24 protein-coding genes are annotated in these 23,494 nt (G+C 67.7%); 11 read left to right on the forward strand and 13 right to left on the reverse strand.

Annotated elements, in window-relative coordinates; all coding sequences use genetic code 11:
• Positions 1-15 precede the first annotated feature (15 nt).
• A complete protein-coding gene (locus EQG70_RS02020; protein WP_058874004.1) occupies positions 16-306 on the forward strand; it encodes a DUF6457 domain-containing protein in 291 nt (96 codons plus the stop codon).
• A 314-nt stretch (positions 307-620) separates the two neighbouring features.
• Here EQG70_RS02020 and EQG70_RS02025 read toward each other — a convergent pair whose 3' ends face one another.
• From EQG70_RS02025 to EQG70_RS02045, 5 genes are all read right to left on the reverse strand, one after another.
• Positions 621-1,088 (reverse strand): pyridoxamine 5'-phosphate oxidase family protein, encoded by a 468-nt coding sequence (locus tag EQG70_RS02025; RefSeq protein WP_109223112.1) that lies wholly within the window; start codon positions 1,086-1,088, stop codon positions 621-623.
• 25 nt (positions 1,089-1,113) lie between these two features.
• The gene (locus tag EQG70_RS02030; RefSeq protein WP_109269495.1) at positions 1,114-2,316 is read right to left on the reverse strand and encodes a globin domain-containing protein; all 1,203 of its coding nucleotides are present in this window, start codon (positions 2,314-2,316) and stop codon (positions 1,114-1,116) included.
• 178 nt (positions 2,317-2,494) lie between these two features.
• Positions 2,495-2,827: a cupin domain-containing protein gene (locus EQG70_RS02035; RefSeq protein ID WP_058874019.1), complete on the reverse strand. Its 333-nt coding sequence runs from the start codon at positions 2,825-2,827 to the stop codon at positions 2,495-2,497.
• Between the two features lie 179 nt (positions 2,828-3,006).
• Complete coding sequence (locus EQG70_RS02040; RefSeq protein ID WP_109269496.1) at positions 3,007-5,685, reverse strand: multicopper oxidase domain-containing protein; 2,679 nt, start codon at positions 5,683-5,685, stop codon at positions 3,007-3,009.
• A gap of 490 nt (positions 5,686-6,175) precedes the next feature.
• A protein-coding gene (locus tag EQG70_RS02045) for an IS5 family transposase (protein WP_138976441.1) occupies positions 6,176-7,070 on the reverse strand; the annotation gives its coding sequence in 2 pieces (ribosomal slippage) (positions 6,176-6,712 and positions 6,714-7,070; 894 coding nt in all).
• A gap of 54 nt (positions 7,071-7,124) precedes the next feature.
• Between EQG70_RS02045 and EQG70_RS18055 the strand changes: the two genes are divergently transcribed.
• Together EQG70_RS18055 and EQG70_RS02050 are read left to right on the forward strand one after the other, a co-directional pair.
• Entirely contained in the window at positions 7,125-7,280 is a 156-nt protein-coding gene (locus EQG70_RS18055; RefSeq protein ID WP_155838828.1) for a hypothetical protein, read from the forward strand.
• Entirely contained in the window at positions 7,277-7,528 is a 252-nt protein-coding gene (locus EQG70_RS02050; protein ID WP_109223263.1) for a hypothetical protein, read from the forward strand. Before EQG70_RS18055 ends, EQG70_RS02050 begins: the two co-directional genes overlap by 4 nt.
• Before the next feature lie 297 nt (positions 7,529-7,825).
• Here the strand turns inward: EQG70_RS02050 and EQG70_RS02055 are convergent, their stop codons facing one another.
• Positions 7,826-8,161 carry a recombinase family protein gene (locus EQG70_RS02055; RefSeq protein WP_244296708.1) on the reverse strand — a complete coding sequence of 112 codons (336 nt, stop codon included), beginning with the start codon at positions 8,159-8,161 and terminating at the stop codon, positions 7,826-7,828.
• A 314-nt stretch (positions 8,162-8,475) separates the two neighbouring features.
• Positions 8,476-9,669, reverse strand: a complete 1,194-nt coding sequence (locus tag EQG70_RS02060; RefSeq protein WP_109223264.1) for an alcohol dehydrogenase catalytic domain-containing protein — start codon at positions 9,667-9,669, stop codon at positions 8,476-8,478.
• Between the two features lie 148 nt (positions 9,670-9,817).
• Here EQG70_RS02060 and EQG70_RS02065 point away from each other — a divergent pair.
• Positions 9,818-10,712, forward strand: a protein-coding gene (locus EQG70_RS02065; protein WP_138976441.1) for an IS5 family transposase whose coding sequence is annotated in 2 segments (ribosomal slippage) — positions 9,818-10,174 and positions 10,176-10,712 — 894 coding nt in all. Because the reading frame shifts where the segments join, the coding sequence is not laid out codon by codon here.
• Between the two features lie 3 nt (positions 10,713-10,715).
• Here EQG70_RS02065 and EQG70_RS02070 read toward each other — a convergent pair.
• A complete protein-coding gene (locus EQG70_RS02070; RefSeq protein WP_035929384.1) occupies positions 10,716-11,489 on the reverse strand; it encodes a MerR family transcriptional regulator in 774 nt (257 codons plus the stop codon).
• A gap of 54 nt (positions 11,490-11,543) precedes the next feature.
• Between EQG70_RS02070 and EQG70_RS02075 the strand changes: the two genes are divergently transcribed.
• Positions 11,544-12,821 carry an amidohydrolase family protein gene (locus tag EQG70_RS02075; protein ID WP_035929380.1) on the forward strand — a complete coding sequence of 426 codons (1,278 nt, stop codon included), beginning with the start codon at positions 11,544-11,546 and terminating at the stop codon, positions 12,819-12,821.
• 104 nt (positions 12,822-12,925) lie between these two features.
• Here the strand turns inward: EQG70_RS02075 and EQG70_RS02080 are convergent, their stop codons facing one another.
• From EQG70_RS02080 to EQG70_RS02085, 3 genes are all read right to left on the reverse strand, one after another.
• Complete coding sequence (locus tag EQG70_RS02080) at positions 12,926-13,435, reverse strand: hypothetical protein (RefSeq protein WP_109223125.1); 510 nt, start codon at positions 13,433-13,435, stop codon at positions 12,926-12,928.
• Positions 13,436-13,498: 63 nt separating this feature from the next.
• On the reverse strand, positions 13,499-13,666 hold the full coding sequence (locus EQG70_RS18060) for a hypothetical protein (RefSeq protein ID WP_165440211.1): 168 nt from the start codon (positions 13,664-13,666) through the stop codon (positions 13,499-13,501).
• Between the two features lie 154 nt (positions 13,667-13,820).
• Positions 13,821-14,459: a class I SAM-dependent DNA methyltransferase gene (locus tag EQG70_RS02085; protein ID WP_109223127.1), complete on the reverse strand. Its 639-nt coding sequence runs from the start codon at positions 14,457-14,459 to the stop codon at positions 13,821-13,823.
• Positions 14,460-14,629: 170 nt separating this feature from the next.
• On the opposite strand from EQG70_RS02085, the gene EQG70_RS02090 reads away from it, so the two are divergent.
• On the forward strand, positions 14,630-15,241 hold the full coding sequence (locus tag EQG70_RS02090) for a hypothetical protein (RefSeq protein ID WP_035929367.1): 612 nt from the start codon (positions 14,630-14,632) through the stop codon (positions 15,239-15,241).
• Between the two features lie 135 nt (positions 15,242-15,376).
• The gene (locus EQG70_RS02095) at positions 15,377-15,616 is read left to right on the forward strand and encodes a hypothetical protein (protein ID WP_136341037.1); all 240 of its coding nucleotides are present in this window, start codon (positions 15,377-15,379) and stop codon (positions 15,614-15,616) included.
• Between the two features lie 444 nt (positions 15,617-16,060).
• Here EQG70_RS02095 and EQG70_RS02100 read toward each other — a convergent pair whose 3' ends face one another.
• Together EQG70_RS02100 and EQG70_RS02105 are read right to left on the reverse strand one after the other, a co-directional pair.
• Positions 16,061-16,504, reverse strand: coding sequence for a universal stress protein (locus EQG70_RS02100; RefSeq protein ID WP_109223131.1), 444 nt, complete (start codon positions 16,502-16,504; stop codon positions 16,061-16,063).
• Between the two features lie 35 nt (positions 16,505-16,539).
• A complete protein-coding gene (locus EQG70_RS02105; RefSeq protein WP_109223134.1) occupies positions 16,540-18,003 on the reverse strand; it encodes an alanine/glycine:cation symporter family protein in 1,464 nt (487 codons plus the stop codon).
• Between the two features lie 243 nt (positions 18,004-18,246).
• Here EQG70_RS02105 and EQG70_RS02110 point away from each other — a divergent pair, with 243 nt between their 5' ends.
• The 4 genes from EQG70_RS02110 to EQG70_RS02125 all read left to right on the forward strand — a co-directional run bounded on the left by EQG70_RS02110 (position 18,247) and on the right by EQG70_RS02125 (position 23,289).
• Positions 18,247-18,930 (forward strand): GntR family transcriptional regulator, encoded by a 684-nt coding sequence (locus EQG70_RS02110; RefSeq protein WP_109223137.1) that lies wholly within the window; start codon positions 18,247-18,249, stop codon positions 18,928-18,930.
• A gap of 382 nt (positions 18,931-19,312) precedes the next feature.
• Entirely contained in the window at positions 19,313-20,707 is a 1,395-nt protein-coding gene (locus EQG70_RS02115) for a flavin monoamine oxidase family protein (protein ID WP_109223139.1), read from the forward strand.
• 57 nt (positions 20,708-20,764) lie between these two features.
• Positions 20,765-21,664 (forward strand): 4-hydroxy-tetrahydrodipicolinate synthase, encoded by a 900-nt coding sequence (dapA, locus tag EQG70_RS02120; protein ID WP_109223140.1) that lies wholly within the window; start codon positions 20,765-20,767, stop codon positions 21,662-21,664.
• A 113-nt stretch (positions 21,665-21,777) separates the two neighbouring features.
• Positions 21,778-23,289, forward strand: a complete 1,512-nt coding sequence (locus tag EQG70_RS02125; RefSeq protein WP_207307487.1) for an aldehyde dehydrogenase family protein — start codon at positions 21,778-21,780, stop codon at positions 23,287-23,289.
• Positions 23,290-23,494 lie beyond the last annotated feature (205 nt).

The following is a 23,494-nucleotide window of genomic DNA, read 5'->3' on the forward strand; positions in this document are numbered from 1 at the left end:
GGAAAGGAACGCGGCATGGCGAAGAAGATGACGTCTGAGGAACGACGCCTGCTCTCCGAATGGATCGCCCAGCTCAAGACCGAGTTCGAGCTGGACGCCATGGACGTGCCTCTGGACGACCTGCTGGCTCTGGCCGGGGTAGTCTCCACCGGGGTGGCTCGCCCCGCCGTGCCGGTCACGGCCTATGTCGCCGGATACCTCGCGGCACTACGCACCCGGCAGGCACCGGATCACGGCGCCGCCCACACCATTCAGGACGTCATCGCGGTCGTACCGGTACCTGCTGCGGATCCACAAGACACCTGATCCTGCCCCGGCTCCTGGCACAACCCCAGCTGCGGTGTCGAGGTGCCTGGTGATGCCGTGGATGAACGCGCCCGCCACCACCGCGGCCCCGTCCCTGTTCCGGGGCTCGCATGGCCTCGCCACGGGGACGGTGGGTGGAGCCAGCAGGACCGAGCAGGGCGGAGTCAGAGCGGACTGCTGACACCGGCAGCACTGCCGGCCCCGGCGCATCGCCCAGTGTCACCGGTGCTCGTCGTCGAGCCCTGTGGCCTCGCACGGGCGAGGCCACAGGGCTGGACTGAAGAACCGACCCAGACGGTCGGCGTTGCGGTGGGTCAGTCCACGGGTGAACGCGGTGCCTCCGACAGACCGGTGCGCCACGCCTTCGGGTCGGCCACCTGGAACCGGCGTCCCGACACGGTGGTGGGGCCGATGCGCACGAACCGTCCCTTCGGTCCACTCTGCCAGGGCAGCAGCGGCAGGCTCAGCGTGTCGGTCAGTTCCTCGATACCGCGGATCTGCTCGGACCGTCCCTTGACCACCACGCTCCACACCCGGTTGACCGACGCTTCGTACCCGTCGATCTCCAGGGCCACGGGCACACCTGAGAGAGCCGCCGAGAGCTTGGTGCCTTCCGTGGTGCGGAACACCAAGCTGCTGTGATCCACCACGTAGTTGATCGGGAAGATCTCCGGGTGGTCCTCCACCCAGACCGCCAGACGGCCGATGCCGGTCGCCCGCAACAGCGTCCAGCAAGCACTGGCCGACAGCGTTTCGATTCTTTCCTCGTACTCCTCGGTCATGGCATCCTCCTCAGAACTTGCGTTCCTACTCGAAATCGGCGAGCCACAGGTCGGGGCCGAACACCTCGTACTGGATGTCCTTGGCCGGCACTGCGTGGGCGATGAGGTCGCTGCGCACCGCCTGCATGAACGGCAGGGGCCCGCACAGGTAGTACTGGGCCTGGGCGGGCAGCTCCACCGACCGCAGATCCATCAGCCCGGCGTGTTCGTTCGTCCCCGGGGTGGGGGAGGGGTGTTCGAACCACACGGCCAGGGACCCGTCCATCAGTTTTTCGAGGTCGGTGGTGACCTGGGTGCGCAGCGCGAAGGCCTCAGGGGAGGCATCAGCGTGCAGCAGCACCACCTTGCGCTGAGCTGCGGCCGCCACCAGGTGGGAGAGCATCCCGGCCATCGGGGTGATGCCGATCCCGGCGCTGACCAGCACGACCGGCCGGTCGGTGTACTCCAGGACCACGTCCCCGAAGGGCGCCGAGAGGGTGATCTCGTCGCCGACCTGCACCTGATCGTGCAACAGGGTCGACATCTCTCCGGCCGGGGTGCCATTGCCGTGGACGCGCTTGACGGCGAACACCCGGTGCCGCCCGTCGTCGGCCTTCGTGAGGCTGTACTGGCGCGGTTGGTGCACCCCGTCGGGCATCGGCATCTTGCACGTGACGTACTGGCCCGGCAGTGAGGGCTTGACCTCCCGCTCATCGACGCGCTCCACCACGAAGGTCGTGACGTCGGCGGTCTCCGGGATCTTCTCGGCCACCCGCCAGGTGCGCCACACGGTGTCCGGGGACAGGCGGGTGGCCTCGTAGAGGCCACGCTCCTGGGTGATCAGCGCATTGGCCATCAGCCAGTACACCTCGTCCCAGGCCGCGGCGACCTCCTCGGTGACGGCCTCGCCGAGGACATCGACGATGGCCCACATGAGGTGGTCATGGACGATCTGGTACTGGTCCGGGTGCAGCCCGAGGGAGACGTGCTTGTGCGCGATGCGCGAGAGCAGATGGTCGGGCAGCTCGGTGGGCCGGTTCACCAGATATCCGGCGTAGCCGGCCACGGACCCGGCCAGGGCCTGCTGCTGACGGCCGTCGGCCTGGTTGCCGCGGTTGAACAGCCCGTCCAGCAGCTCGGGGTGCTCGCCGAACATGTGCGCGTAGAAGCGCCGGGCAATCTCCTGGATGTTCTCCCCGACCACGGGCAGGGTGGACTTCACGACGGGGTAGGCGGTGTCTGACAGCATATTTTGCTCCTCTGATGGGTTCGGCAGGATCAGGATTCTGGCGGTTCATGCCCGAGCTGGCATCGGGTTCTCCAGCGGGTCCCGGTGCGAGCACCAAGCGGGTGCCGCATCGTCGCTCAACGGGAAGTTGGGCGATCATTGTGCGCGGTAGCGGGTGCCGTGGCCGCGCATCGGGAATTCAGCGGTGTTTGGCCACGCTCAACAGCACGACGGAGTCCTCCACCGCTTCCAGCCCGTGACGGGCCTGCGGGACGATGAGCAGATCCCCTGGGGATCCGTTCCACTGAAGCTCCCCGGCGCTCAGGAGCACTCGTCCGTGGAGGACGTGCACGGTGGCCTCACCGGGATTGTTGTGCTCGTTCAACCCGGAGCCGGCTCGCAGCGCGATGACGGTCTGGCGCATCACCTGCTCATGGCCGCCGAACACTGTGTGAGCGCTGCGCCCACTCGGGGCCTGCTGGGCGATCTCCAGCTGGTGGCGGGCCAGGGCGGTCAACGACGACTTCTGCACCATGATCATTCCTTTCGGTAGCGATGGACGGGTTCGTTGTGGCCGTACCGGTGGGTCCCGGCCACTCACACGGCCTCCACCGCGCTCTGCCCTTCGGGCGGGCGGGAGCGTCACAAACCTTTGACTGTCGTCCTGACAGGCAGGTACGAGTGGGCTTCGTCGGGCGCGCAGAGGAGGTGTCACGGGGAAACCCGGATCAGCCCTCTGGCCCCGCGTTCGGCCTCGGCCAGGGAGTGATTGACGAACGGGTAGGTCCCGGGCTCGGAGAACTCCAGCTCCACGAACCCGCCCTGGGCCGGTGCCAGGTCCAGGACCTGGGCCCCGCCCTGCCCGGTGCCACCCGGAGGCAGGAGATAGGCGCCCTCCTTGTAGACGGTGTCGAACTGGCCACCCACCACATGGAAACTCATCCCCTTCGACGGCCCGGCGGCCAACACCCAGATCCGCACCCGTTCACCGGTCCGCGCAGTGAGCGGGTCGTGGACGTACTGGGTGGCGTGCCCGTTGAACATCGTCAGCGACGGCACGCCCTGCGCGACCCGCTCCGGGGCCACCACCGCGTTCGCCCCTCCATCGGCAGTGTCCCCGGCCGGGGAGAGATAGGTCTCGTTCTGCACCAGCAGGAACTCCCGGTCCACGCCCGGCAGACCGGGCGGGTCGATCACCACGGCCCCGAACATCCCGGCCGCCAGATGCGTGCTCATCGGAGCTGTGGAGCAGTGGTAGAGCCAGATGCCTGAGCGAACGGCCTCGAACCGGTAGACCAGCGACTCTCCCGGGGCGATGGTGCGCATCGGCCCGTCCGGGGCGAGTGCACCGGCGTGGAAGTCCACCGAATGCCCCATCGAACCGTCATTGACCAGGGTGATCTCGAAGACATCGCCCACCCGCCCGTGCAGGGTCGGGCCCATGTACCGGCCGTTGTAGGTCCACCCCTGCAACTGCATTCCCGGGGCGATCTCCTGCGGTATCTCCTCGACCTCGAGCTCCGCCCGGTGCACCCGGCGCCCGCTCTCCGGCTCACCGTCCACCGGTTCCAGCACGGGGGAGCGGGTGTCGAACTGATCCCCGGGTGCGGCGCCGAAGTCCACGGCCGGGTCTGGATCCGCGGCCGGATCCGCGGCTGGATCCGAGGCGGGCGCGTGCAGGCCGGGGTGCCCGGGCGCCTCCTGCGCTGCCGCCGGTGCCGCAGCCACGGCGGTACCGTCTGCGTCGACCGCGATGACGTCGAAGCCCATGCCCATGCTCTTGTGCCCGACGATCGAGCACCAACCCTCCACCGACCCACCGATCACCCCGGCATCGACGGTCACGGTCTGCCCGAGGGCCACCCGGCCGCTGCTGGCCCCGGAAGCCAGGACGAGGTCATGGACGTTCGTGGGGTCGTTGCTCGTCAGCTCAATCACCAGCTCGTCACCCACCGGGACCTCCACCGAGGCCGGCTCGAACCGCATGCCCTCCTCGGCGCTGACCTCCACGGTGGTGGTCCTTCCGGTGGCCTGCACCGGGCCGGCGCCCTGAGCGCGAAGATCGAAGCCGGCCGCCGCCGGATTCAGCGCGATGCCCACCACCACCGCGGTGGCCACGGTGAGGACCCCGGCCACTGCCCCGCGGACATGCCGGGAAGCCGGCACCTCCCCGCCCGGGGCAGCCGGGCTCGGTGCCGACGTGTCCGCCCGGGCCCGGTTTCGAGACGGCGGTGCCGCAGCGGCCTTCCGCCCGGCCACCGAGACCTTGGCCGCAGAGACCATCAGAGGAACAAAGGCGAAGAACACCGCGGCCCCCAGCACCGAGACCACGGCTCGTACCCAGGACGGCAACAGACCGGGGGGCAGACTGAACAGCAGCACGCACAGATTGATGACCACCACACGGAACATGGCCGCCCGGTTGATCACCTGATTGGCGGCCCGCACGGTCGCCGGGCCGCCGCCCATCGTGATAGGCAGGAGATAAGTCATGGCCCCCAGCAGTACTTGGGCCAGGAAACCGGCCACGAACGGCACGGTCAGCTGCCGCAGCACCGCGGTCTCGAATCCGTGCCCGGCCACCAGCCAGGTGATCACCACCGTCGTGGCCAACCACCACATCACCCCGGCAGCCACGGAGAAGCCCGCATAGTCGGCCGGCCGCCGACGGCAAGCGGTGCCGGCCATGACCACCGCCACGGCCACCAGCCCACAGATGTAGGCGGCCAGACCGGCCACCGTCACCCACACCGTCCCGAGCAGGGATCCCCCGACCGTGGTCACGATCCCCCCGGTCATCACCGGCAGAGCGACTGCGGTGATCCGAGAGGAGAAACCGACCATGCGGGTGCGCAAGATCGTGGGCCACAGCGTCAGCAGCGTGCCCGCGACCGTCAACCCCACGAAGCCCAGCACATTGGTCGCCTCGTGCGCCAACAGGACCCGGGCATGCCACGGTGCGGACAGCCCGGCGGCCAGCACGGCCCCCAGCACCGCCCCGACGGGCAACAGGAACGCCGCCACCACGTAATACTTCACGGTCACAGCGAATCGCGACGGCAGCGCCGTGCGCAGCTGCCCCAGCAGCGCAGTGCCGTGCCAGGTCAGCGCGGCCCCGATCAGGACCGCCGCCAGCACGGTCAGCCAGTACCAGGTGCTCAGCAACCCGGCGATCAGCAGCACGATCCCGACGTTGAGCGTGCGGATGCGGGCCAGTTGCCGTCTCCTGGCGCCATCGGGCAGCCGGTTCTTCAGCAACGACTCGGTGAAGTGCTGGGACCACACCATGATCGAATTGGTGATCAAGCCCAGGGTCACCAGGTGCACCATCACCCAGCGGAAGTCAGGAACCCAGCGATGGACCAAGATGACGACCAGCAGCACGCCCATCCAGATGCGGATCGGTGCGGCACTCCGGCGATGCCATGACGCGCGGCCGTGGAGCCGTGGGCGACTGGTCACGTGACTCATCCATTCTTAATCTTGCATTTCATTTGCAAGTATAGGTGTCGTCATCGGCTGCCCATAACGCGAGGAAGTCGCGATCCTGAGGAGAGGGGGTTGCAATCGGCCCGAGAGTTGGCGCACGACCACGTTCGCCGGATGGACCCGCTCACTCGTACCCGATGACCACACGTCATCACCGTCGTCATCGATGACCGATCCGCACGATCGGCCACCACACGCATGAGTCGGAAAAGACCGCGCAGCACCCTGATTGTCCTGTCGCTGCCACCCCACACCGATACCAAGCCCCGCGCAGGAAGTGCGGAGTCGAGTGAGGGAGTCGGGGCGCCTCCACCGCTTTACATATGGCCCGGCTACCGGACATCTCCACAAGGGTGAGGTTGCGATGGGGGTTCCTCCGTGACCGGTTCTGCTAGGGCGTGTCTGACAATCGTTTGGACCACGCGAGCACCGCCTTCAGGATCACCGCGGCCCGGTAGACGATCGCGTACTTGTCATACCGGGTTGCCAGCCCGCGCCACTGCTTGAGTTGGGCGTACTGGCGCTCGATGACGTTGCGGCCCTTGTAGGCGGCCGCGTCGAGGCCCACGGGCCGCCCACCGTGGGAGCCCCGGCGTTTCCGGTGGCCCTGTTGGTCCGCCGGCTCGGGGATCACGGTCTTGATGCCACGAGTGCGCAGATGGGTGCGGATCGCCCGTGATGAGTACGCCTTGTCGCCCAGGACCGCGTCCGGGCGGGTGCGGGGCCGACCTGCCGGCCGGGTCACACGCAGCTGTTCCAGCAGCGGCAGCAGCATGGGCGAGTCTCCTGCTTGGCCAGGGGTGATCAGGCTGACCAGTGGCAGCCCTGCACCGTCGACGAGCTGATGGATCTTCGTGCTCAGCCCGCCGCGAGAACGTCCGATGCCGTGATCGGCCGGCTCTTCACGCGGATTCTTGTAGTTCGATCCATCCCCCTGTGTGGCGGGTGGTGTTCGTGGCGTGCTGATGTGCCCGGGCGATCGTGGAGTCCACCGCCACCGACCAGTCGATCAGGCCTTCCGCGTCCGCGGCGGCGGTCAGTGTTGCCAGCACCGTGTCCCAGGTGCCTTCTTCGACCATGCGTCGATGCCAGGTCCACACGGTCTGCCACGGACCGAAGACCTTGGGCAGATCGCGCCAGGCGATCCCGCACCGGTACCGGTAGATGATGGCCTCGACCATCATCCGCGCATCCGAGAACGGCCTGCCCTGCCGGCCTGTGCGAGTAGGGAGCATCGGGGCGATCAGCTCCCACTGAGCATCAGAGAGGATGTGGAACCGGGACATGCCTTCCAAGGTGTCAGCCGGCCCCTGGACTCATTGTCAGACACGCCCTAGGTCGTGGACCTGCTGGCCGCCGAGAACGTCCCGCAGCTGGCGACCACGATCCCCACCCGCGAGAGCTTCAAGCACACCCACGGCACCTATCCCACCCGCACCGCGCTCGGCCCCTGGATCCAGGTCGCCGAGGAGATCCAGGAGATAACCCGCCCGTGAGCACCAAGCCCACCCCCGGCGCCGCCCGCGGCCGTCGCACCCCCGCCCCGGCCACTCCGACCGACGGCCCGGACATGACCCTGGCCTACGCCGCCCACGCCCAGGCCGCCACCGAGCCCATCAAGGCCACCTCCATCCGCCTGCCCGAACGCCTGCACAAGCACCTGCGCCGGCACAGCGTCGAGGCCGGGGTACCCATGTCCCAGCTGATCATCCAGGCCATCGAAGCCCAGCACCCCGAACAGTGACCGCACTACCGCAGTAACGCAAGCGTGAATGCGGTACTGCGGTAGTTGCACTGCTACCCCGGTCTGAGCAAGGGTGATGCCCGGTGGGGGCTACCGGGTGGCCGCGCGCGGCCCGGGCGGAAGTGAAATGCCCCCGCCCCCTATATCGATCAAGACAAGGGCGGGGGCGCCCACACTAGAACGAGAGAACAGGCGGCTCACTCACTGTCGCGGCCCTTAAAGAAGGACATCGCGACGGGTCTCACCCTACGGGGAAGAACCGGCCCGAACCGCGGACATCCACAGGGCGCGGGCCGTTCAGGGCTGGCCGGCCTTGGTGGTGTCAAGTGCCTTGTAGATCGTGGGCCGGGAGACTCCGAACGAGCGTGTCACAGCGGCCACGGGCTGCCCTCCGGCCACCGCGGCCCGGACCGCGGCGGTCTTCTCCTCATCCAACTTCGGCTTCGGCCCCGGACGCCGTCCGGCCGCACGGGCCCGGGCCACGCCCTCGAAGGTGCGCTCACGCAGCAGATCCCGTTCCCACTCGGCCAGCATCAACAGCATGTTCAGCATCAGCCGTCCCGAGGCCGTGGAGGTGTCCAGGTCCACGTCCAACGCCTGCAAGCCGATCCCCCGATCAGCCAGGGCCTGCACGGTGCGCAACGCATCCGGCAGGGACCGGCCAACCGGTCCAGACGCATGACGACGAGGGTGTCCTCCCCATCACGCAGGATGGCCGGTCGCACTGATCCTCTACGGTCGAGACGGCGGGGATGTCACACCGTTATCGGCAACGGCATGCCCATCTCGGCCCGGTGCATCCTGGGCATCGCGCCATTGTTGGGCATCGTGACGACGCCGCCAGAGCGGACCGGGCACCCATGCGGCACCGCGCACCCCACTTTGGCGGAGTGCGCGGTGCGGTGGAGAACCACCCAGACTGAGCCTGACGAAACAGGCGGCGTCGCTCAGCGGGCGATCATCCCGTGGGGGTCGATGACGAACTTCTCCACGGAGCCCTGGTCGAACTCCGCGTAGGCCTGGGGTGCCTCGTCCAGGCTGATCACGCGCGGGTTGACCATCTCCGTCAGGTACGGCATCCGGTCCCACAGGATCGACATCATCAGCTGGCGGTTGTAGCGCATGATGGGCGCCTGGCCGCCGATGATGTGGGGCGACTTGATCCAGGCCTTGCCGAAGTCCACCGGGAAGGTGCCCTCCTGCTCGGCCTTCGTCTCCGCGATCGGGTCCGGCCCGTAGATGCCGATGATGCCCGTGGCTCCGCCCGGACGGGTGATGTCCAGGACCTGGTTCACGGCGGCGATCGGCTGCATCTCATCGGCCGCGGAGCCCAGGCCGTGGGCCTCGGAGCCGACGTAGTCCACCGCGCAGTCCACCATCGGCTCGCCGAGGATGTCGTTCACGGCGTCCTGCAGGTTCTCCGTGGCGGAGAGGTCGATAGTCTCGCAGCCGTGCTTGCGTACCAGCTCCAGCCGCGAGGCGTCCTGGTCGCCCACAATGATGCACGAGGCGCCCAGCAGCCGAGCGGCAGCCGCGGCGCACCGGCCCACGGGGCCGGCACCGGCGATGTAGACGGTGGAGCCGGGCTTGGCGCCGGCCGCCATGAGACCGTGGAACGCCGTGGGGAGGATGTCCGAGAGCACGGCCAGATCCAGGATCTTCTCCATAGCCTGCTCCTGGTCCGGGAAGCGCAGCAGCTGGAAGTCGGCGTACGGCACGAACAGGTACTCGGCCTGTCCGCCCTGGAAATCGCCCAGATTGAAGCCGTAGGCGGCGCACGCCTGCTCCGGGTTGGCGGTCTCACACACCTCGGTGCGGCCGGCGCGGCAGTTGCGGCAGCGGCCGCAGGCCACGTTGAACGGCACGGAGACGAGGTCACCCTCCTTCAGGAACTGGACGTCGCTGCCGACCTCCAGCACCTGGCCGGTCATCTCGTGACCCAGCACCATGCCCTCGGGCACGGGGAAGGACCCGCGGTAGATGTGCAGGTCGCTGCCGCAGATGTTGGTGGCGACGATCTTGAGGATGACGCCGTGCGGGGCGGCGGAGCCGTCGGGCATCTCCAGCTTGGGGAAGTCCAGCTCGTCGACGCGCACGTCCCTGATGCCGTGGAATGCCACGGCGCGGTTCTTGGTGGTCATAGAAACTGTTGCCTTTCTGTCTCCAACGAGGCCCCTGACGGGGCGGGAGAAGGGGCGAACCCGAGGGGGAGTCCCGGTCACGGGCTGTACGGAAACACTAGGGCGTGTCTGACAATGAGTCCAGGGGCCGGCTGACACCTTGGAAGGCATGTCCCGGTTCCACATCCTCTCTGATGCTCAGTGGGAGCTGATCGCCCCGATGCTCCCTACTCGCACAGGCCGGCAGGGCAGGCCGTTCTCGGATGCGCGGATGATGGTCGAGGCCATCATCTACCGGTACCGGTGCGGGATCGCCTGGCGCGATCTGCCCAAGGTCTTCGGTCCGTGGCAGACCGTGTGGACCTGGCATCGACGCATGGTCGAAGAAGGCACCTGGGACACGGTGCTGGCAACACTGACCGCCGCCGCGGACGCGGAAGGCCTGATCGACTGGTCGGTGGCGGTGGACTCCACGATCGCCCGGGCACATCAGCACGCCACGAACACCACCCGCCACACAGGGGGATGGATCGAACTACAAGAATCCGCGTGAAGAGCCGGCCGATCACGGCATCGGACGTTCTCGCGGCGGGCTGAGCACGAAGATCCATCAGCTCGTCGACGGTGCAGGGCTGCCACTGGTCAGCCTGATCACCCCTGGCCAAGCAGGAGACTCGCCCATGCTGCTGCCGCTGCTGGAACAGCTGCGTGTGACCCGGCCGGCAGGTCGGCCCCGCACCCGCCCGGACGCGGTCCTGGGCGACAAGGCGTACTCATCACGGGCGATCCGCACCCATCTGCGCACTCGTGGCATCAAGACCGTGATCCCCGAGCCGGCGGACCAACAGGGCCACCGGAAACGCCGGGGCTCCCACGGTGGGCGGCCCGTGGGCCTCGACGCGGCCGCCTACAAGGGCCGCAACGTCATCGAGCGCCAGTACGCCCAACTCAAGCAGTGGCGCGGGCTGGCAACCCGGTATGACAAGTACGCGATCGTCTACCGGGCCGCGGTGATCCTGAAGGCGGTGCTCGCGTGGTCCAAACGATTGTCAGACACGCCCTAGGGGTCAAGGCGTGGTTGCGCCGTGCAGGTGGTGGGTGGCGTAGTACTTCATTGCTGTCGCCAGCCAGCCGGGTAGGGCTGGGTCGACGTCGGCGATCCAGGTCCGTTGTTGGTCGTCGTTGAGGTAGTGATCGGCCAGGGCGCGGTAGGCCTCGGCATCCGGTTTCCAGAACTGGGCGATGGCTTCGTGGTGTTCCTCGACGAGCTGTTGGGCGTCCTGGTCATCAGGCGGCACCTGGTGTCGCATGAGTCCGGCCATGCGGTGGAGCAAGGCTCGGCTATCGGCGGCTGCTTGTTCGTAGTCGGTCATTTCCCAGCCGTCGGTGGCGGTCTCGACGGCGGCGAAGGTGTGCTCGACTGCTGGGCCGTGGGCGGCCCTGAGCCGGTCCTTCAGCCGAGTGCGGTCGTGGTGGAGGCCGCGGAAGAAGTCCGCAGGTTCCATGGTGTGGGCGCCGGTGAGGTCGGTGATCGTGGCCTCGATGGTTTCGATCACGGTGCCCAGACGGTGTTGCTCGGCGAGGATCTGTTCGCGCTGGGCGCGCAGGGCGGTGATCTCGTTGACCTGCCCGTCGATCACCTGCCCGATCTGCCCCAGCGGCACACCCACTTCGCGCAGCAACAGAATGCGCTGCAGACGCAGCAGTTGCTCCCGGCCGTACCAACGGTAGCCATTGGCCCCGATCTCAGCCGGTGCCAGGAGCCCGATGGCGTCGTAGTGGCGCAGGGTCCGGGCGCTGATCCCGGCCATGGTGGCGAGCTGGCTGATGGAGTAGCGCACGCTCCACCGTATCGCCTTGACCTTCTCGTAGCGTCAACTTCTACCGTGAAAGCCATGGCACTGACGATCAATAACGCGAGGATTTTCGACGGCACCACTATGAGCGCCCATGACACGGTGCGCGTGGTGGACGGGCGCATCGAAGCTGTGGGAGGGCCCGAACTGGTGGCCGCCGGGGACATCGTGGTGGAGGCAGGTGGGGCCACCCTGCTGCCCGGGCTCATCGATGCGCACCTGCACCTGCTGCCCGGGACCGCCCACCAGGCGGTGACGTTCGGGGTGACCACCGGGATCGACCAGTTCAGCAAACCTGAGGTGATCACCCCGGTCCTGGCCCGCAACCACCGACCGGAGGTGGCGCAGATCAGGACCTCGAGCATCGGGGCGACCGCCCCAGGTGGGCATCCCACGATGGCCTACGCACCCTTTCCCTACGTCACCGGACCCAAGGACGCCGCGGCCTTCGTCGCCGACCGCAGGGGAGAGGGTGCGACCCATCTGAAGGTCTTCTACGACGACGGCTCGACCGCCCCGATGCGCATGCCCTCCTTGGATCTGCCCACGGTGGCCGCCCTGGTCCGGGCCGCCCACACGGGCGGGATGCTGGTGGTCGCCCACGTCACCAGTGCCGCGGCTGCCGTCGACGTCGTGGCCCAGGGCGTCGACGTCCTCGCCCACGTGCCGTTCGAGCCGTTGAGCGAGGCCCAGCTGGAGGTCTTGGCCGCATCCCGGGTACCGGTGATCGCCACACTGGGCATCGCCGACGGCTTCCCGGGCCCGGACGGCACCATGCCGCTACTGGGTCAGTCGCGCCTGGCTTCGCGCCTGGGACCGGGATGGACCGGGATGCTCCAGCGCCAGGGGAAGCGGTGGATGCCCCCAGGGGCGCCCGACTTCGCCGCCGCCAGGCGCAACGTGGGGGCACTGCACGCCCGGGGGGTGCCGATCCTGGCCGGCACCGATGCCCCCAACCCGGGTCTGGTCCACGGGGCGAGCCTGCACCGGGAACTCCAGCATCTCGTGGCCGCCGGGCTGAGCCCGCTGGACGCACTGGCCGCGGCGACCTCCGGCCCGGCGGCCGCCTTCGGCCTTCAGGACCGCGGGGTGATCCGCCCGGGGGCACGGGCCGATCTCGTCCTCGTGGCCGGGCGCCCGGATGAAGGCATCACCGCCACCCAGGACATCACCGCCGTATGGAAACAGGGTGTGGCAGTGGATCTGGACGGGTATCGGGGCAGCCTTGAGGAGGAGACCGACCTGGTGGCACTGCAGGCCACCAACGAGAAGATCATCGCCGCCATCCACCAGGTGTGGCCGCAGTTCACCTCCTGACCGCGGCACTCGACCAGCCCCAGCGGACCGATCGAGAAACCGCCGATGAACCCCGTTGCAGTTGGGGTTCCTTTTGGGGCAGCTGTTATTCCGTGGGGCAGGTTCTAGGGGATCTGGGCTGCGGCGGTGTCGCGGGTTTCTGCGGCGGGGTCGCTGTCCTGCCACTGGTTGAGCCGCTCGGCGTCGCACTCGTCGCGGGAGGCGCTGGTCTCGTCGAGGCGCTGAATGGTCAGGCATCCCTCGTCCTCGCCCTGGGGGCCGAGGAGGTGCCAGATGCGGGCTTCGCCGTCGACGACGATGGCCGCTTTGATGGCGGTGTGGTCCGGGAAGAAGCTGTTGGCGGTCTTGTTGGTGTAGTCACCGGCGAGGATCAGGGTCCGATCGCCGCAGCTCAGCTTCAAGTTGTCGGGTGCTGTGGTGATGTCCTCGGTCTGTCCTGGGTCCTTGCCGGCTTCTGAGATGGTGCACCCGGGATCGGGGGTAGTCGCGGTGGGCGTGACCTGGGAAAGGGGTTCTGGTCTGTCTTGGAGCAGCAGGTTGTCCTCGCACCCGGTGAGGGCCAGGGAGGTGATAGCGGCAACGGCGAGGCTGAGGACACGGGTGGATCGCTGCACGGCGGGGGCTCCTTGGCAAATCGAGGAAAGGGTGCTGGTCTCCGACCGGGACGGTGCTGGGGGCTATGGCTGCCAGCTGCCGGTGCGGTCGCCGTGCTTGTGGACGTAGTCCTTGATGCCGGCGGTGACGCCCTTGCGCACCACCCAATAGAGCAGCCACAAGGTGATGACGACCATGAGCAACCAGATGAACAGTCCGAGGAATGCCCCGAAGCTAGCGACGTCCATCACGAGGAACCTCCTGGAGTAGGTCTGTCCACGCTATCGAGGAACGGCTCCGTACTTTGCACCCCGCCCATACCGTGCGTGTCGGCCGGTCACCCCGTGTTCCAGGCGTCGTGCGACTGCATCACATCCCGGTGCCGTGTTTCATCAAGGGTTGCCGTCACGGGCGGCGTACGGCGGCCAGATGGCATTCGGGGAATCGGTGTAGTGAATCAGGCTGGCTCATTGTGCGCCAGGCTTCATGGAACCTGGCCTGGGCTAGTCGCTTACTCATCTCATCGGGGTGCCAACGCCATGCCGGTGCGACTGCATGGTCGAACGGTGCGACCGGCTGTCCATCGTTATCGTTGGTCTGGAAGGCCAGCAGGACCACGCCGCCAGCCGGCATGGGCTTCGCCCACGAGTCGAGCACACCAACCAGCAGGTGGGGGTCGATGTGGATCAGGCTGAACCGGGCCAAAACGCCCTGGAGAGGAACCTGCTGATTGGTCAGCTCCGGTGAGCCGCTCAGGTCGGCATCCCCTGGGCGGAAGGGCACATCGGGGTGCGACCGCTGAGCAACGTTGAGCATGGCGTGCGATGGGTCGATCCCCACCACCCTCAGGCCGCGGGAAGCGAGCTCAGCCGTGACGTGGCCGGTCCCGCAGCCGATGTCCAGGACCTGGCCATCGCCCGGGGAGTCCAAAACCATGTCCGCGAAGGCGGCGACCGCGTGCCGTTCCAGGGGTGTCTGGAAGGGATCCGGGAAGGCGAGTTCGTACTGCTCCGCCAGTTCGTCATATCCAGGCTGAGTCTCCACGCTGGCCAGGCTCCCACACCACCAGGCTCACCGTCCGCCACGCGAACATACAGGGCCGCGGATCGACGACCCCTCATAGGTGCTGGCCACATTGGATTGTCGGCGGCATCGTGTCTGCCCCCCCGCCGTACGCTCGATCACGGAAGCAAACAACGACGTGAGGAGCTTACGTGGAGCCCCAGTACACCCCAGCCTGGATCCCGTGGTCCAACGACGATGGCGTGCCGGGCTCGATGCGACGACTCATCACGTTGCTGGGCAACAGGACCGACGTCACCGTGGTCTCCAACCAGTCCAACAGCTTCCGGGCCGCCGCTGAAGACGGATTGGCCGTGGCCGGAAAGCGGGGACACACCCTCACCCCGCGGTCTCGCGCCGCGGCGCCGAGCCAGCCGATCGTGGTGGCGCTGTGGCCACTGCTGGAGGCGATGTGCCTAGCCCATCGCATCACCCCTGCGGGCGGGACGCTCATTGCTCTGCAATGGGGGGACGCCGAACAAGTGGTGCCCGGCTGGGCGAAGGCGTGCGGAGCAGCGAACCTACGCACCGACGAGCAGACCCCACCTCCGGCACCCGAGTTGGAGGAAGGCTTCGACCTGATCAGCTATGAGGGCAACAACGGCTGGACCCGCGGGTTCGGCGCCGACCACGCCATTCGCGAGCTGCGGGGCCTCAAGCAGCGCGACGATTTCGACCTGCCAACTCTTCAGGGGGCCATGATCCTGCGGGGGCACCGAGCGGAGGCGATCAAACGGCTCGAGGGACTGGCCGCCAAGGTGTAAGCGCAGATCCCCTGCATGCAGGAAGTGGCCGACCGCAGGAGGGGACCAGTTGAAACACCAGATGTGTGGATGGACGACTTTATTCGGCCCCGGCATCGTGTGGGATGAACAGCGGCACCTCGGAAGGAGAACTGGATGCCGGCGCCTCAGGATTGGCCACAACGGGCGTGGTGGTCTGTGCTGCTCCTTCAGACCGTCGCCATCTTCTTCATTCTGATGGTGCTGCGGCACTTCGGCCTCGCCGCCGCGATCATCTTCGGCGCCGTCGTGGTGGTTTTCGAGATCTGGTGGCAGCTCGGCCCGTTCTGGACCAAGGAGCACCGGCTGCAGATCCGGCGACGGACGTTGGAGCGCATCGACGAACCCGAAAAGTAGACCGACCCAGACGGGAACCTCCAGAGGCTCACCACCCCCAGGCTCGACAGGATGGTTGGGACTCCGGTGGTTGGCATTATTGGACAGACCGATGTCCTCTGTCCGTGTCTCCGCCCCCGCTTTACATATGGCGGATTAGTGGTCGGGCTTTGCAAAAGCGATATTGGCCTTGGTGAGGGCGACACGCTCGTCATCACTGTCCTGGACCGTCTGGTGAGCTCGACGCAGAACCAGCGGCACACCAAGGCGTTTGGCTGACCGGGGGTTACTTCACTATTGAGCCTGACTGGCGTCTGCCGCGCGCTGGTCCCCAGGTCGTTGTCTGCGGCTTCGTCGCCGCCGAAATGGATGTGCCGCGGGGTCAGCGACGAAAAGTCGCTGACCCCGCGGCACTAGTAATACGGGCGGTGGCTGCCCGGTGTTGCTCGGCGTCTCGGGCGCCGGTCAGGTGGTGCGGACGATGAACACCGAGCACGGGGCGTGGTGGGCGACCTTGTTCGGCACGGAGCCGAGGAGGAATCGTTTGACCCCGGCCATGCCTTTGTTGCCGACCACGATGATGTCGGCCTGGCGTTTTTCGGCGACTCGCAGGATGGCCTCCGCTGGATCCCCTTCCTGGGCGATGGTTTCCACGGAGATGTCAGACTGCCCGAGCGAGTCCACGGCCGTGGTGAGTACCTTCTCGGCTTCGGTCCGCTGGGCGGATCGCCAGTGCTTGGGTGCGGGCATGTCGCGGGCGTGTTCGCCGAGTTTCGTGTCGGCGAGGCTGGGGAACGCGGTGAGGATCAGCAGCTTGGCATCGAGGTTCGCGGCGAGGCCGGCCGCTTCGGTCACGGCAAGGGACGCGGTCTCGGACCCGTCGGTGCCGACGAGGATCAGCTCGGTCATGGGAAGCCTTTCATGTGGTTGGGGGGCGTGTGACGTCAGTGGTGGGCGCGCCGGGCCGTGGCATCAGCGGTCAGGTTGAGGTCTTCCCAGAAGGTGGCGTGCTTGATGCCCAGCGTGGTCGGATTGAACACCGGGTCGAGGCCGGCCTTGCGCTGCCGGTCGTAGTCCTTGAGGGTCTTGATGGCGATTCCGGACACGAAGATCAGTGCGGTGAAGTTGAGGATGCCCAGCGCGCCGTAGCCGATGTCGGCGGTGGCCCACACCAGGCCGGCGTCGGAGATCGTGCTGTAGAAGGTCACGGCGAGGATGGCGACCTCGAGGATCCGCACGAGGACGGGGTTGCGGTGTCCGACGAGGTAGGCCAGGTTGGCCTCGGCGATGAAGTAGAAGGCCACGATCGTGGTGAGGGCGAACAGTGCGATGGCGATGGCGATAAAGGGGCCGGCTGCCGGCTGCCACACGGTGGCGACGGCTTCCTGGGTGAAGTTGGGGCCGGCGGCCACACCGGGCAGGTTGGTGGTGATCTCGGTGCCGTCGGCGGTGATCACGTTGTACTTGCCGGTCACCACGAGCATCAGGCCGGTGGCCATGCAGATGCCCAGGGTGTCGATGTAGATGGAGAACGCCTGCACCAGTCCCTGCTTGGCGGGGTGGGACACGTCGGCGGCACCGGCGGCGTAAGTGCCCTCACCCACACCGGCGACGTTGGAGAACAGGGCTCGGCGCACGCCCCAGGCGATGGCCGCGCCGATGATCCCGCCGTAGACGGAGTGGGCGCCGAAGGCGCTGCTGAAGATCAGGCCGATGGCGGCGGGCACTGCGGTGATGTTGAAGGCCAGCACGAGCACGGTCATGAGGATGTAGCCGGCGGCCATGATGGGGACGGCAACGTTGACGAACTTCAGGACGCGCCGGCGCCCACCCCAGATGATGACCCCGAGGACGGCGGTGACGACGAGCCCGGTCACCCAGGTCGGCACACCCAGCCCGAACTCCGCGGCGACACCGATGTTGGTGGCCTGCACGCCCGGGGCCAGCAGGGTGTAAAGAGTCAGCGCAGTCACGGCGGCGACCACCCCGAGCCAGCGCTTCTGGGTGATTTTTTCGAGGTAGTAGGGGACACCGCCCTGCAGCTCCCCGTCGATCCGTTGCTTGTAGATCTGGGCGAGGGTCGACTCCACGAAGGCGGTCGCGCCGCCGAAGAAGGCCATCACCGCCATCCAGAACAGCGCCCCGGGGCCGCCGAAGCCGATGGCGGTGGCCACACCGGCGATGTTGCCGACACCGACGCGGTTGCCGATCGTCAGCGACAGGGCCTGGAACGGTGTCAGGCCGCCTTCGTGGTCCTTCCCGTCGCCTTTGAGCTGCCGGATCATGTCCTTGAACAGCCGGACCTGCAGAAAGCGGGTGCGCACCGTCAGGTACACCCCGATGGGCATGGCCATGAAAAGCATGATCAGCCACAGCTTGTCGCCGATCGCGTAGATCTGGTCAACCATCGTTGACTCCTCACAAGGTCGATAGGTGCACGACGACGGACATGGCGGCAAGTGTGTCGCACATCACTGGCCATACTGTAATTTGTGATCACAGATCAAACAAGAGGAAGAGGTTAACTTGTCGTTACGGTCGCCAGGCGCATCGATGGGAGCACACCCTTCTCGTGGAGGGGAGAGCTTCCGTCCACCCGGCAGAGAGGCCGCAGGGCAAGCCGTTGCGGGGCGGGTCATAGAATGAGCCCCATGGCGTTGCATAAGCTCGAGCCCAGCATCCTGGTGGCGGATCAGGTCTTCGAGGCGATCCATGACGGGATCATGAACGGGGACCTGCCCGCCGGCCATCGGTTGCTGATCCGTGATCTGGCCGCCGAGCTGGGTACCAGCGTGATGCCGGTGCGCGAGGCCATTCGACGTCTGGAAGAGGCAGGGTTGGCCGAGAAGGTGCCCTACAAGGGTGCTGTGGTCAAAGGCCTCACGCTGGAGGAGCTGCTGCACGTCTACGACGTGCGCCGGGTGCTCGAGGTGGAAGCGGCGCGACTGGGTGCGTCCCAGGTGACCGCCGATCAGGTGGAGCAGATGCGCCAGCAGTACCGGGCCATGCTCCAGGCCCTGGAGGAGCAGCGCGTGGCCGACATGCTCGACCACGATGAGCAGCTGCTGAGCATCCTGTACTCCGCCGCCGGCAACCCGGTGCTGCTGGAAATGGTGCGTGGACTGTGGCGACGCTGCCGGCCGTACAAGATCGTCGGAGCGCGCAACACCCTGGACTCCGGTGACCCCGCGGTGCTCTCGATGTTCCAGGAGCAGCTCATTGACGCCGCAGCACACCACGATGCCGCTGCGGCCGCACGGATCAACACCGAGTCCCTGCTCAGCGCCACCGATCGCATCCGCCAGGCTTTGCCCAGCCCCGCGCCAGCGCACTGAGCCGCCACTGATTACCCAGGGCCCGCGCCGATGAGCTTGCTCCTCGGCGCGGGCCCTGCCCTTGCCCCTACCACAGTCACGGGAACGCCTGTTGCCTGTGGAGGATCTCCTTGGGGACCTCGTCATCGCCTCTTGTGTGATGTGTGATCACATTCTATGGTGTAGGGAGATCTGCACCACATTGAGCCGAACCTCGGCTCTGGGACAGATCCGCGGCAAGCAGAAGAGTCGTGGGCGTCTCCCAGGTTCTGCCTGGACCACGCGTCCAGGGCAAACAGGGACGCCCGGTGGGTGCCCGCATCCTTCCTCGCAAGCCCCTCACGTCCCTCGTCCGCGCAGGTGGTGAACCTGTGCGCGAGGCGGTAGAACGAAAGGCAGTCCCATGAAAGATGTAGTCATCGTCGGTGCCGGTCTGGCCGGTCTGTCCGCGGCCTGGCGGCTGCGGCACTGGGACACCCTGGTGCTGGAGTCCGAGCACCGTGTCGGGGGGCGGATCCGCTCCGAGCGCCGCGGGGACTACTGGTTGAACTGGGGCGGTCACGTCTTCGCCGGCCCAGGGTCCTCCACCGATTCGTTGCTCACCGAGACCGGTGTGACGGCCGTGGAGATCCCCGGGTCCCTGCAGGGGCTGTCCATGAACGGGAAGTTCATCCGCCAGGGACACATCGCCACCTACCCGCTGCGCATCCCGATGTCCCTGTCCGCCCGCCTCGACACGGTGCGGGCCGGGATGAAGGTCGTTCGCGGGGTGGCCAAGTACACCGGGGTGGTGCGCAAGCGCGCCGGGGAGTCCGGGGCCATGCGCCAGCAGCGCATCTACGACTTCGAGAACGACCGGTCCTTCCTCGACTACATCGGCAACCTCTCGGAGGACGCGGCCGCGCTGTTCCAGACCACCGTCACCCGGTCGGCCGGTGACATGGACCAGATCTCGGCCGGGGCCGGCATCGGGTACTTCAGCCTGGTGCTGGGCATCGGGCAGGGGCTCAACCGGGGGATCGTCGGCGGCCCGTCCACGCTGACCGGTTCGATCGCCGCCGCCCTGGGGGAACGCATCGAGCTCGGCGCCGCGGTGCAGGAGGTCGTGCACAAGAGGGACTCCGTCGTCGTCCGCTACCGCCAGGACGGTGTCGACCATGAGGTCGAGGCCCGCACCGTCGTGCTGGCGACCACCGCCGATGTCTCGCACCGCATCGGGGTGGACCTGCCGGAGAACCTGCGCGGGGCGCTGGATCAGATCAAGTACGGCCCGCACGTGAGCACGGCCTTCCTGACGGATGAGACTGAAGCCAAGCCGTGGGACGACATCTACGCCATCGCCGCCCCGAAACGCTCGTTTGCCATCGCTTTGAATCAGGCGAGCATCGTGCGCGGCACCGAGTCCGTGCGCCGGCCCGGGGGCAGCTTCATGACCTTCTCCCCGGCCAGCCTGGGCCGGGCCCTGCTGGAGAAGCCCGAGGAGGACGTCATCGCGACCCACCTGGCGGATCTGGACCAGGTCCTCGGTCACGGCTTTGCCGACAGCGTCGTGGAAGCCCAGACCGACCGGTGGGCCAATGCCTCGCCCTACTGCTTCTCCGGCCGGGCGAAGCTGCAGTCCACGCTCATGCGCGGCACCGACCGGGTGTTCCTGGCCGGTGACTACCTCGGGACCCTCTACACCGAAAGCTCCATCACCACCGGGTTCTCCGCCGCCCAGGACGCCACGAGCCTGCTCGCCACCGAACAGCAGACCCGCCGCAGCCACCCCGTGCCCGGGACTCCCACCCTCGTGTGAGGGATTCTTTTCCGTCGCCTCACCACTCATTCGACCAGCAACAGACAGGAACACATCATGTCCGCACAGCTTCGCGGTGTGCTCACCGCCCTCGCCACCCCCTTCACCGCCGACGGGAAGATCGACGTGCCCCAGCTGCGGTTCCTCGTGGACCGTTCCATCGACGGTGGCGTGGACGGGGTCGTGGCCTGCGGCTCCACTGGGGAGTTCGCCGCTCTGAGCACCGATGAGCGGCGCCTGGTGGTGGAGACCGTCGTGGAGCACACCGCCGGCCGGGTGCCGGTGGTGGCCCAGACCGGGGCCACCAGTACGGCCGAGGCCATCCGCACCTCCCGTCACGCCCAAGAGGTTGGGGCTGATGTGCTCATGCTGGTCACCCCCTACTACGAGCCGCTGTCCCTGGCGGAGACCACCGACTACATCCGCACGGTGGCCGAGGCGGTGGAGGTCCCGGTGATGCTCTACAACATCCCGGCGGCCACCGGGGTCAATCTCGACCACGAGACCGTGGGGGAGCTGGCCCGTTCGGTGGAGAACATCCGCTACATCAAGGACTCCAGCGCCAACATGGAGCAGGCCAACCAGCTGATCCACCACCACGGGCAGCACATCGGCACCTTCATCGGCTGGGACTCCCTGATCCTGGCTGCGCTGACCGAGGGTGCGGCCGGGGTGATGGCCGGTGCGGCCAATGTCGTCCCGGCCGAGATCGTCGCCGTTCACCAGGCCGTGGCCGCCGGGGACTTCGAGAAGGCCCGGAGCGAGTGGAACCGGATCTACCCGCTGATCGACGCGCTGATCTCGGTGCCCTTCGTCGCGGCGATCAAGGCCACCCTGGGAGTACTCGGCCACCCCGTCGGCAGCATGCGCCGACCCTCCGCCGACCTCGACCCGGCGTCCCTGGCCCGGATCGAGAAGCTCGTCGCCGAGCTCCAGCTGGAGACGGCCTCCGCCTGACCGGCACGCGGGGACCGGCCGGCGGATGTCCGAGGCCGGTCCCCGCATCTCAACCCGTCCCGCTCCGCCTTCTCCTCACCATTACGCCCACCCATCATCAGGAGTGACCGACCATGACCTCACCGGCAACCACCACCTCGGGCACCGTGCGGCGGGCCACCGACTCCTCGGCCCTCCTCGCCGCTGACCAGCTGCCTCCTGGTCAGCACTTCATCGCCGGGCAGTTCCGCACCGGGACCGACAACGGCTCAGCGGCCGTCGTGGACCCCGCCACCGAAAACACCATCTGCGAGGTCCTCCAGGGCACCACCGCCGATGTCGACGTGGCCGTGTCCGCCGCCGTCGAGGCCCGCCGAGAGTGGGGGAGCACCACACCGAAGCACCGCGCCGAGGTGCTGCTGGCCATCGCTGACCGGCTGGCCGAGCACGCCGACCTGCTGGCCCGCCTCGAGGCTCTGAACACCGGCAAGTCGATGATGGTCGCCGAGGACGACGTGGCCTCCTCGATCGACTCCTTCCGTTTCATGGCCGGGGCCATCCGGGCCACCACCTCCCTGGCCGCCGGTCAGTACGCCGAGGACCACCTGTCGGTGATCCTGCGCGAACCCCTGGGCGTGGTCGGGGTCGTGGTTCCGTGGAACTACCCGTTGCTGATGGGTGTGTGGAAGATCGCCCCCATTCTGGCCGCGGGCAACACCATCGTGCTCAAGCCCTCGGAGCAGACCCCGCTGACCACCCTGAAGTTCGCCGAACTCACCGCCGACCTGCTCCCCGCGGGGGTGTTCAACGTCGTCACCGGCCGCGGCTCGGTGGTCGGCCAGCGCCTGGCCGAGCACCCGCAGGTGGACATGATCGCCCTCACCGGCTCCGTCGGTAGCGGCCAGGCCGTGGCGAAGGCGGCCTCCGAGACGCTCAAGCGCGTCCACCTGGAGCTGGGCGGCAAAGCCCCCGTGGTGATCTTCGACGACGCCGACCTGGCCGCGGCCGCGGAGTCCCTGCGCACCGCCGGGTACTGGAACTCCGGGCAGGAGTGCGGGGCCGGCTGCCGGGTCATCATCCACGAATCCGTCGCCGAACGGTTCGCGAACCTGCTGGTCGAGCAGGTGTCCACCCTGGTCGTCGGCGAGCCCGGGGCCGGCGCCGACGTGGAGATCGGTCCGATGATCTCCAAGGACCACTACGAGCGGGTCCTGGCCCATCTCGAGCGCGCGAAGGATGCCGGGGCCAAGGCCGCCATCGGCGGCGGCGCGCTGGAAGGCCCCGGCTACTTTGTGGCCCCCACCGTGCTGGTGGACGTCCCCGAAGGGGCCGCCTGCACCCTGGAGGAGATCTTCGGCCCCGTCGTCACCGTGGAGACCTTCACCGAGGAGGAGGGCGCGGTCCGACGGGCCAACGAGGTGCCCTTCGGTCTCTCGGCCTCGGTGTGGACGCTCAACGCCCAGCGCAGCCACGACATCGCCTCCCGCCTGGACGCCGGCACCGTCTGGGTCAACTCCCACCTGGTGCTGGCCACCGAGATGCCCTGGGGCGGATTCAAGGGCTCCGGCTACGGCCGCGACCTCTCCGCCTACGCCCTGGACGACTACTCCCGCACCAAGCACGTCATGCACCACACCGGACGCTGAACCACGTCCACCGGCAACTGGGCGCCGTCACCGATGTTCCCCCTCACCCCGCTGGGTGAAGGGGAACATCGATGACGGCCGTCCCTGACCCCGGCCCGGCCAACCCGGCCAAGGCCGACACAGAACAACCTCAGCGAAAGCGACCCCGCCGCGCACCCGTGGCGCCGCCCAGTTGTCTGCTCATCATTGTTCGCCGTTGCCTCCG

It is taken from the genome of Kocuria rosea (genome assembly GCF_006094695.1).
GTDB lineage: Bacteria > Actinomycetota > Actinomycetes > Actinomycetales > Micrococcaceae > Kocuria > Kocuria rosea.

What these genes read in the sequence shown, in the direction of transcription:
- EQG70_RS02020 (WP_058874004.1), top strand. Translation starts at nt 16, where the DNA reads ATGGCGAAGAAGATGACGTCTGAGGAACGACGCCTGCTCTCCGAATGG.
- EQG70_RS02025 (WP_109223112.1), bottom strand. Translation starts at nt 1,088, where the DNA reads ATGACCGAGGAGTACGAGGAAAGAATCGAAACGCTGTCGGCCAGTGCT.
- EQG70_RS02030 (WP_109269495.1), bottom strand. Translation starts at nt 2,316, where the DNA reads ATGCTGTCAGACACCGCCTACCCCGTCGTGAAGTCCACCCTGCCCGTG.
- EQG70_RS02040 (WP_109269496.1), bottom strand. Translation starts at nt 5,685, where the DNA reads ATGGGCGTGCTGCTGGTCGTCATCTTGGTCCATCGCTGGGTTCCTGAC.
- EQG70_RS02060 (WP_109223264.1), bottom strand. Translation starts at nt 9,669, where the DNA reads ATGACCACCAAGAACCGCGCCGTGGCATTCCACGGCATCAGGGACGTG.
- EQG70_RS02075 (WP_035929380.1), top strand. Translation starts at nt 11,544, where the DNA reads ATGGCACTGACGATCAATAACGCGAGGATTTTCGACGGCACCACTATG.
- EQG70_RS02095 (WP_136341037.1), top strand. Translation starts at nt 15,377, where the DNA reads ATGCCGGCGCCTCAGGATTGGCCACAACGGGCGTGGTGGTCTGTGCTG.
- EQG70_RS02100 (WP_109223131.1), bottom strand. Translation starts at nt 16,504, where the DNA reads ATGACCGAGCTGATCCTCGTCGGCACCGACGGGTCCGAGACCGCGTCC.
- EQG70_RS02105 (WP_109223134.1), bottom strand. Translation starts at nt 18,003, where the DNA reads ATGGTTGACCAGATCTACGCGATCGGCGACAAGCTGTGGCTGATCATG.
- EQG70_RS02110 (WP_109223137.1), top strand. Translation starts at nt 18,247, where the DNA reads ATGGCGTTGCATAAGCTCGAGCCCAGCATCCTGGTGGCGGATCAGGTC.
- EQG70_RS02115 (WP_109223139.1), top strand. Translation starts at nt 19,313, where the DNA reads ATGAAAGATGTAGTCATCGTCGGTGCCGGTCTGGCCGGTCTGTCCGCG.
- dapA (WP_109223140.1), top strand. Translation starts at nt 20,765, where the DNA reads ATGTCCGCACAGCTTCGCGGTGTGCTCACCGCCCTCGCCACCCCCTTC.
- EQG70_RS02125 (WP_207307487.1), top strand. Translation starts at nt 21,778, where the DNA reads ATGACCTCACCGGCAACCACCACCTCGGGCACCGTGCGGCGGGCCACC.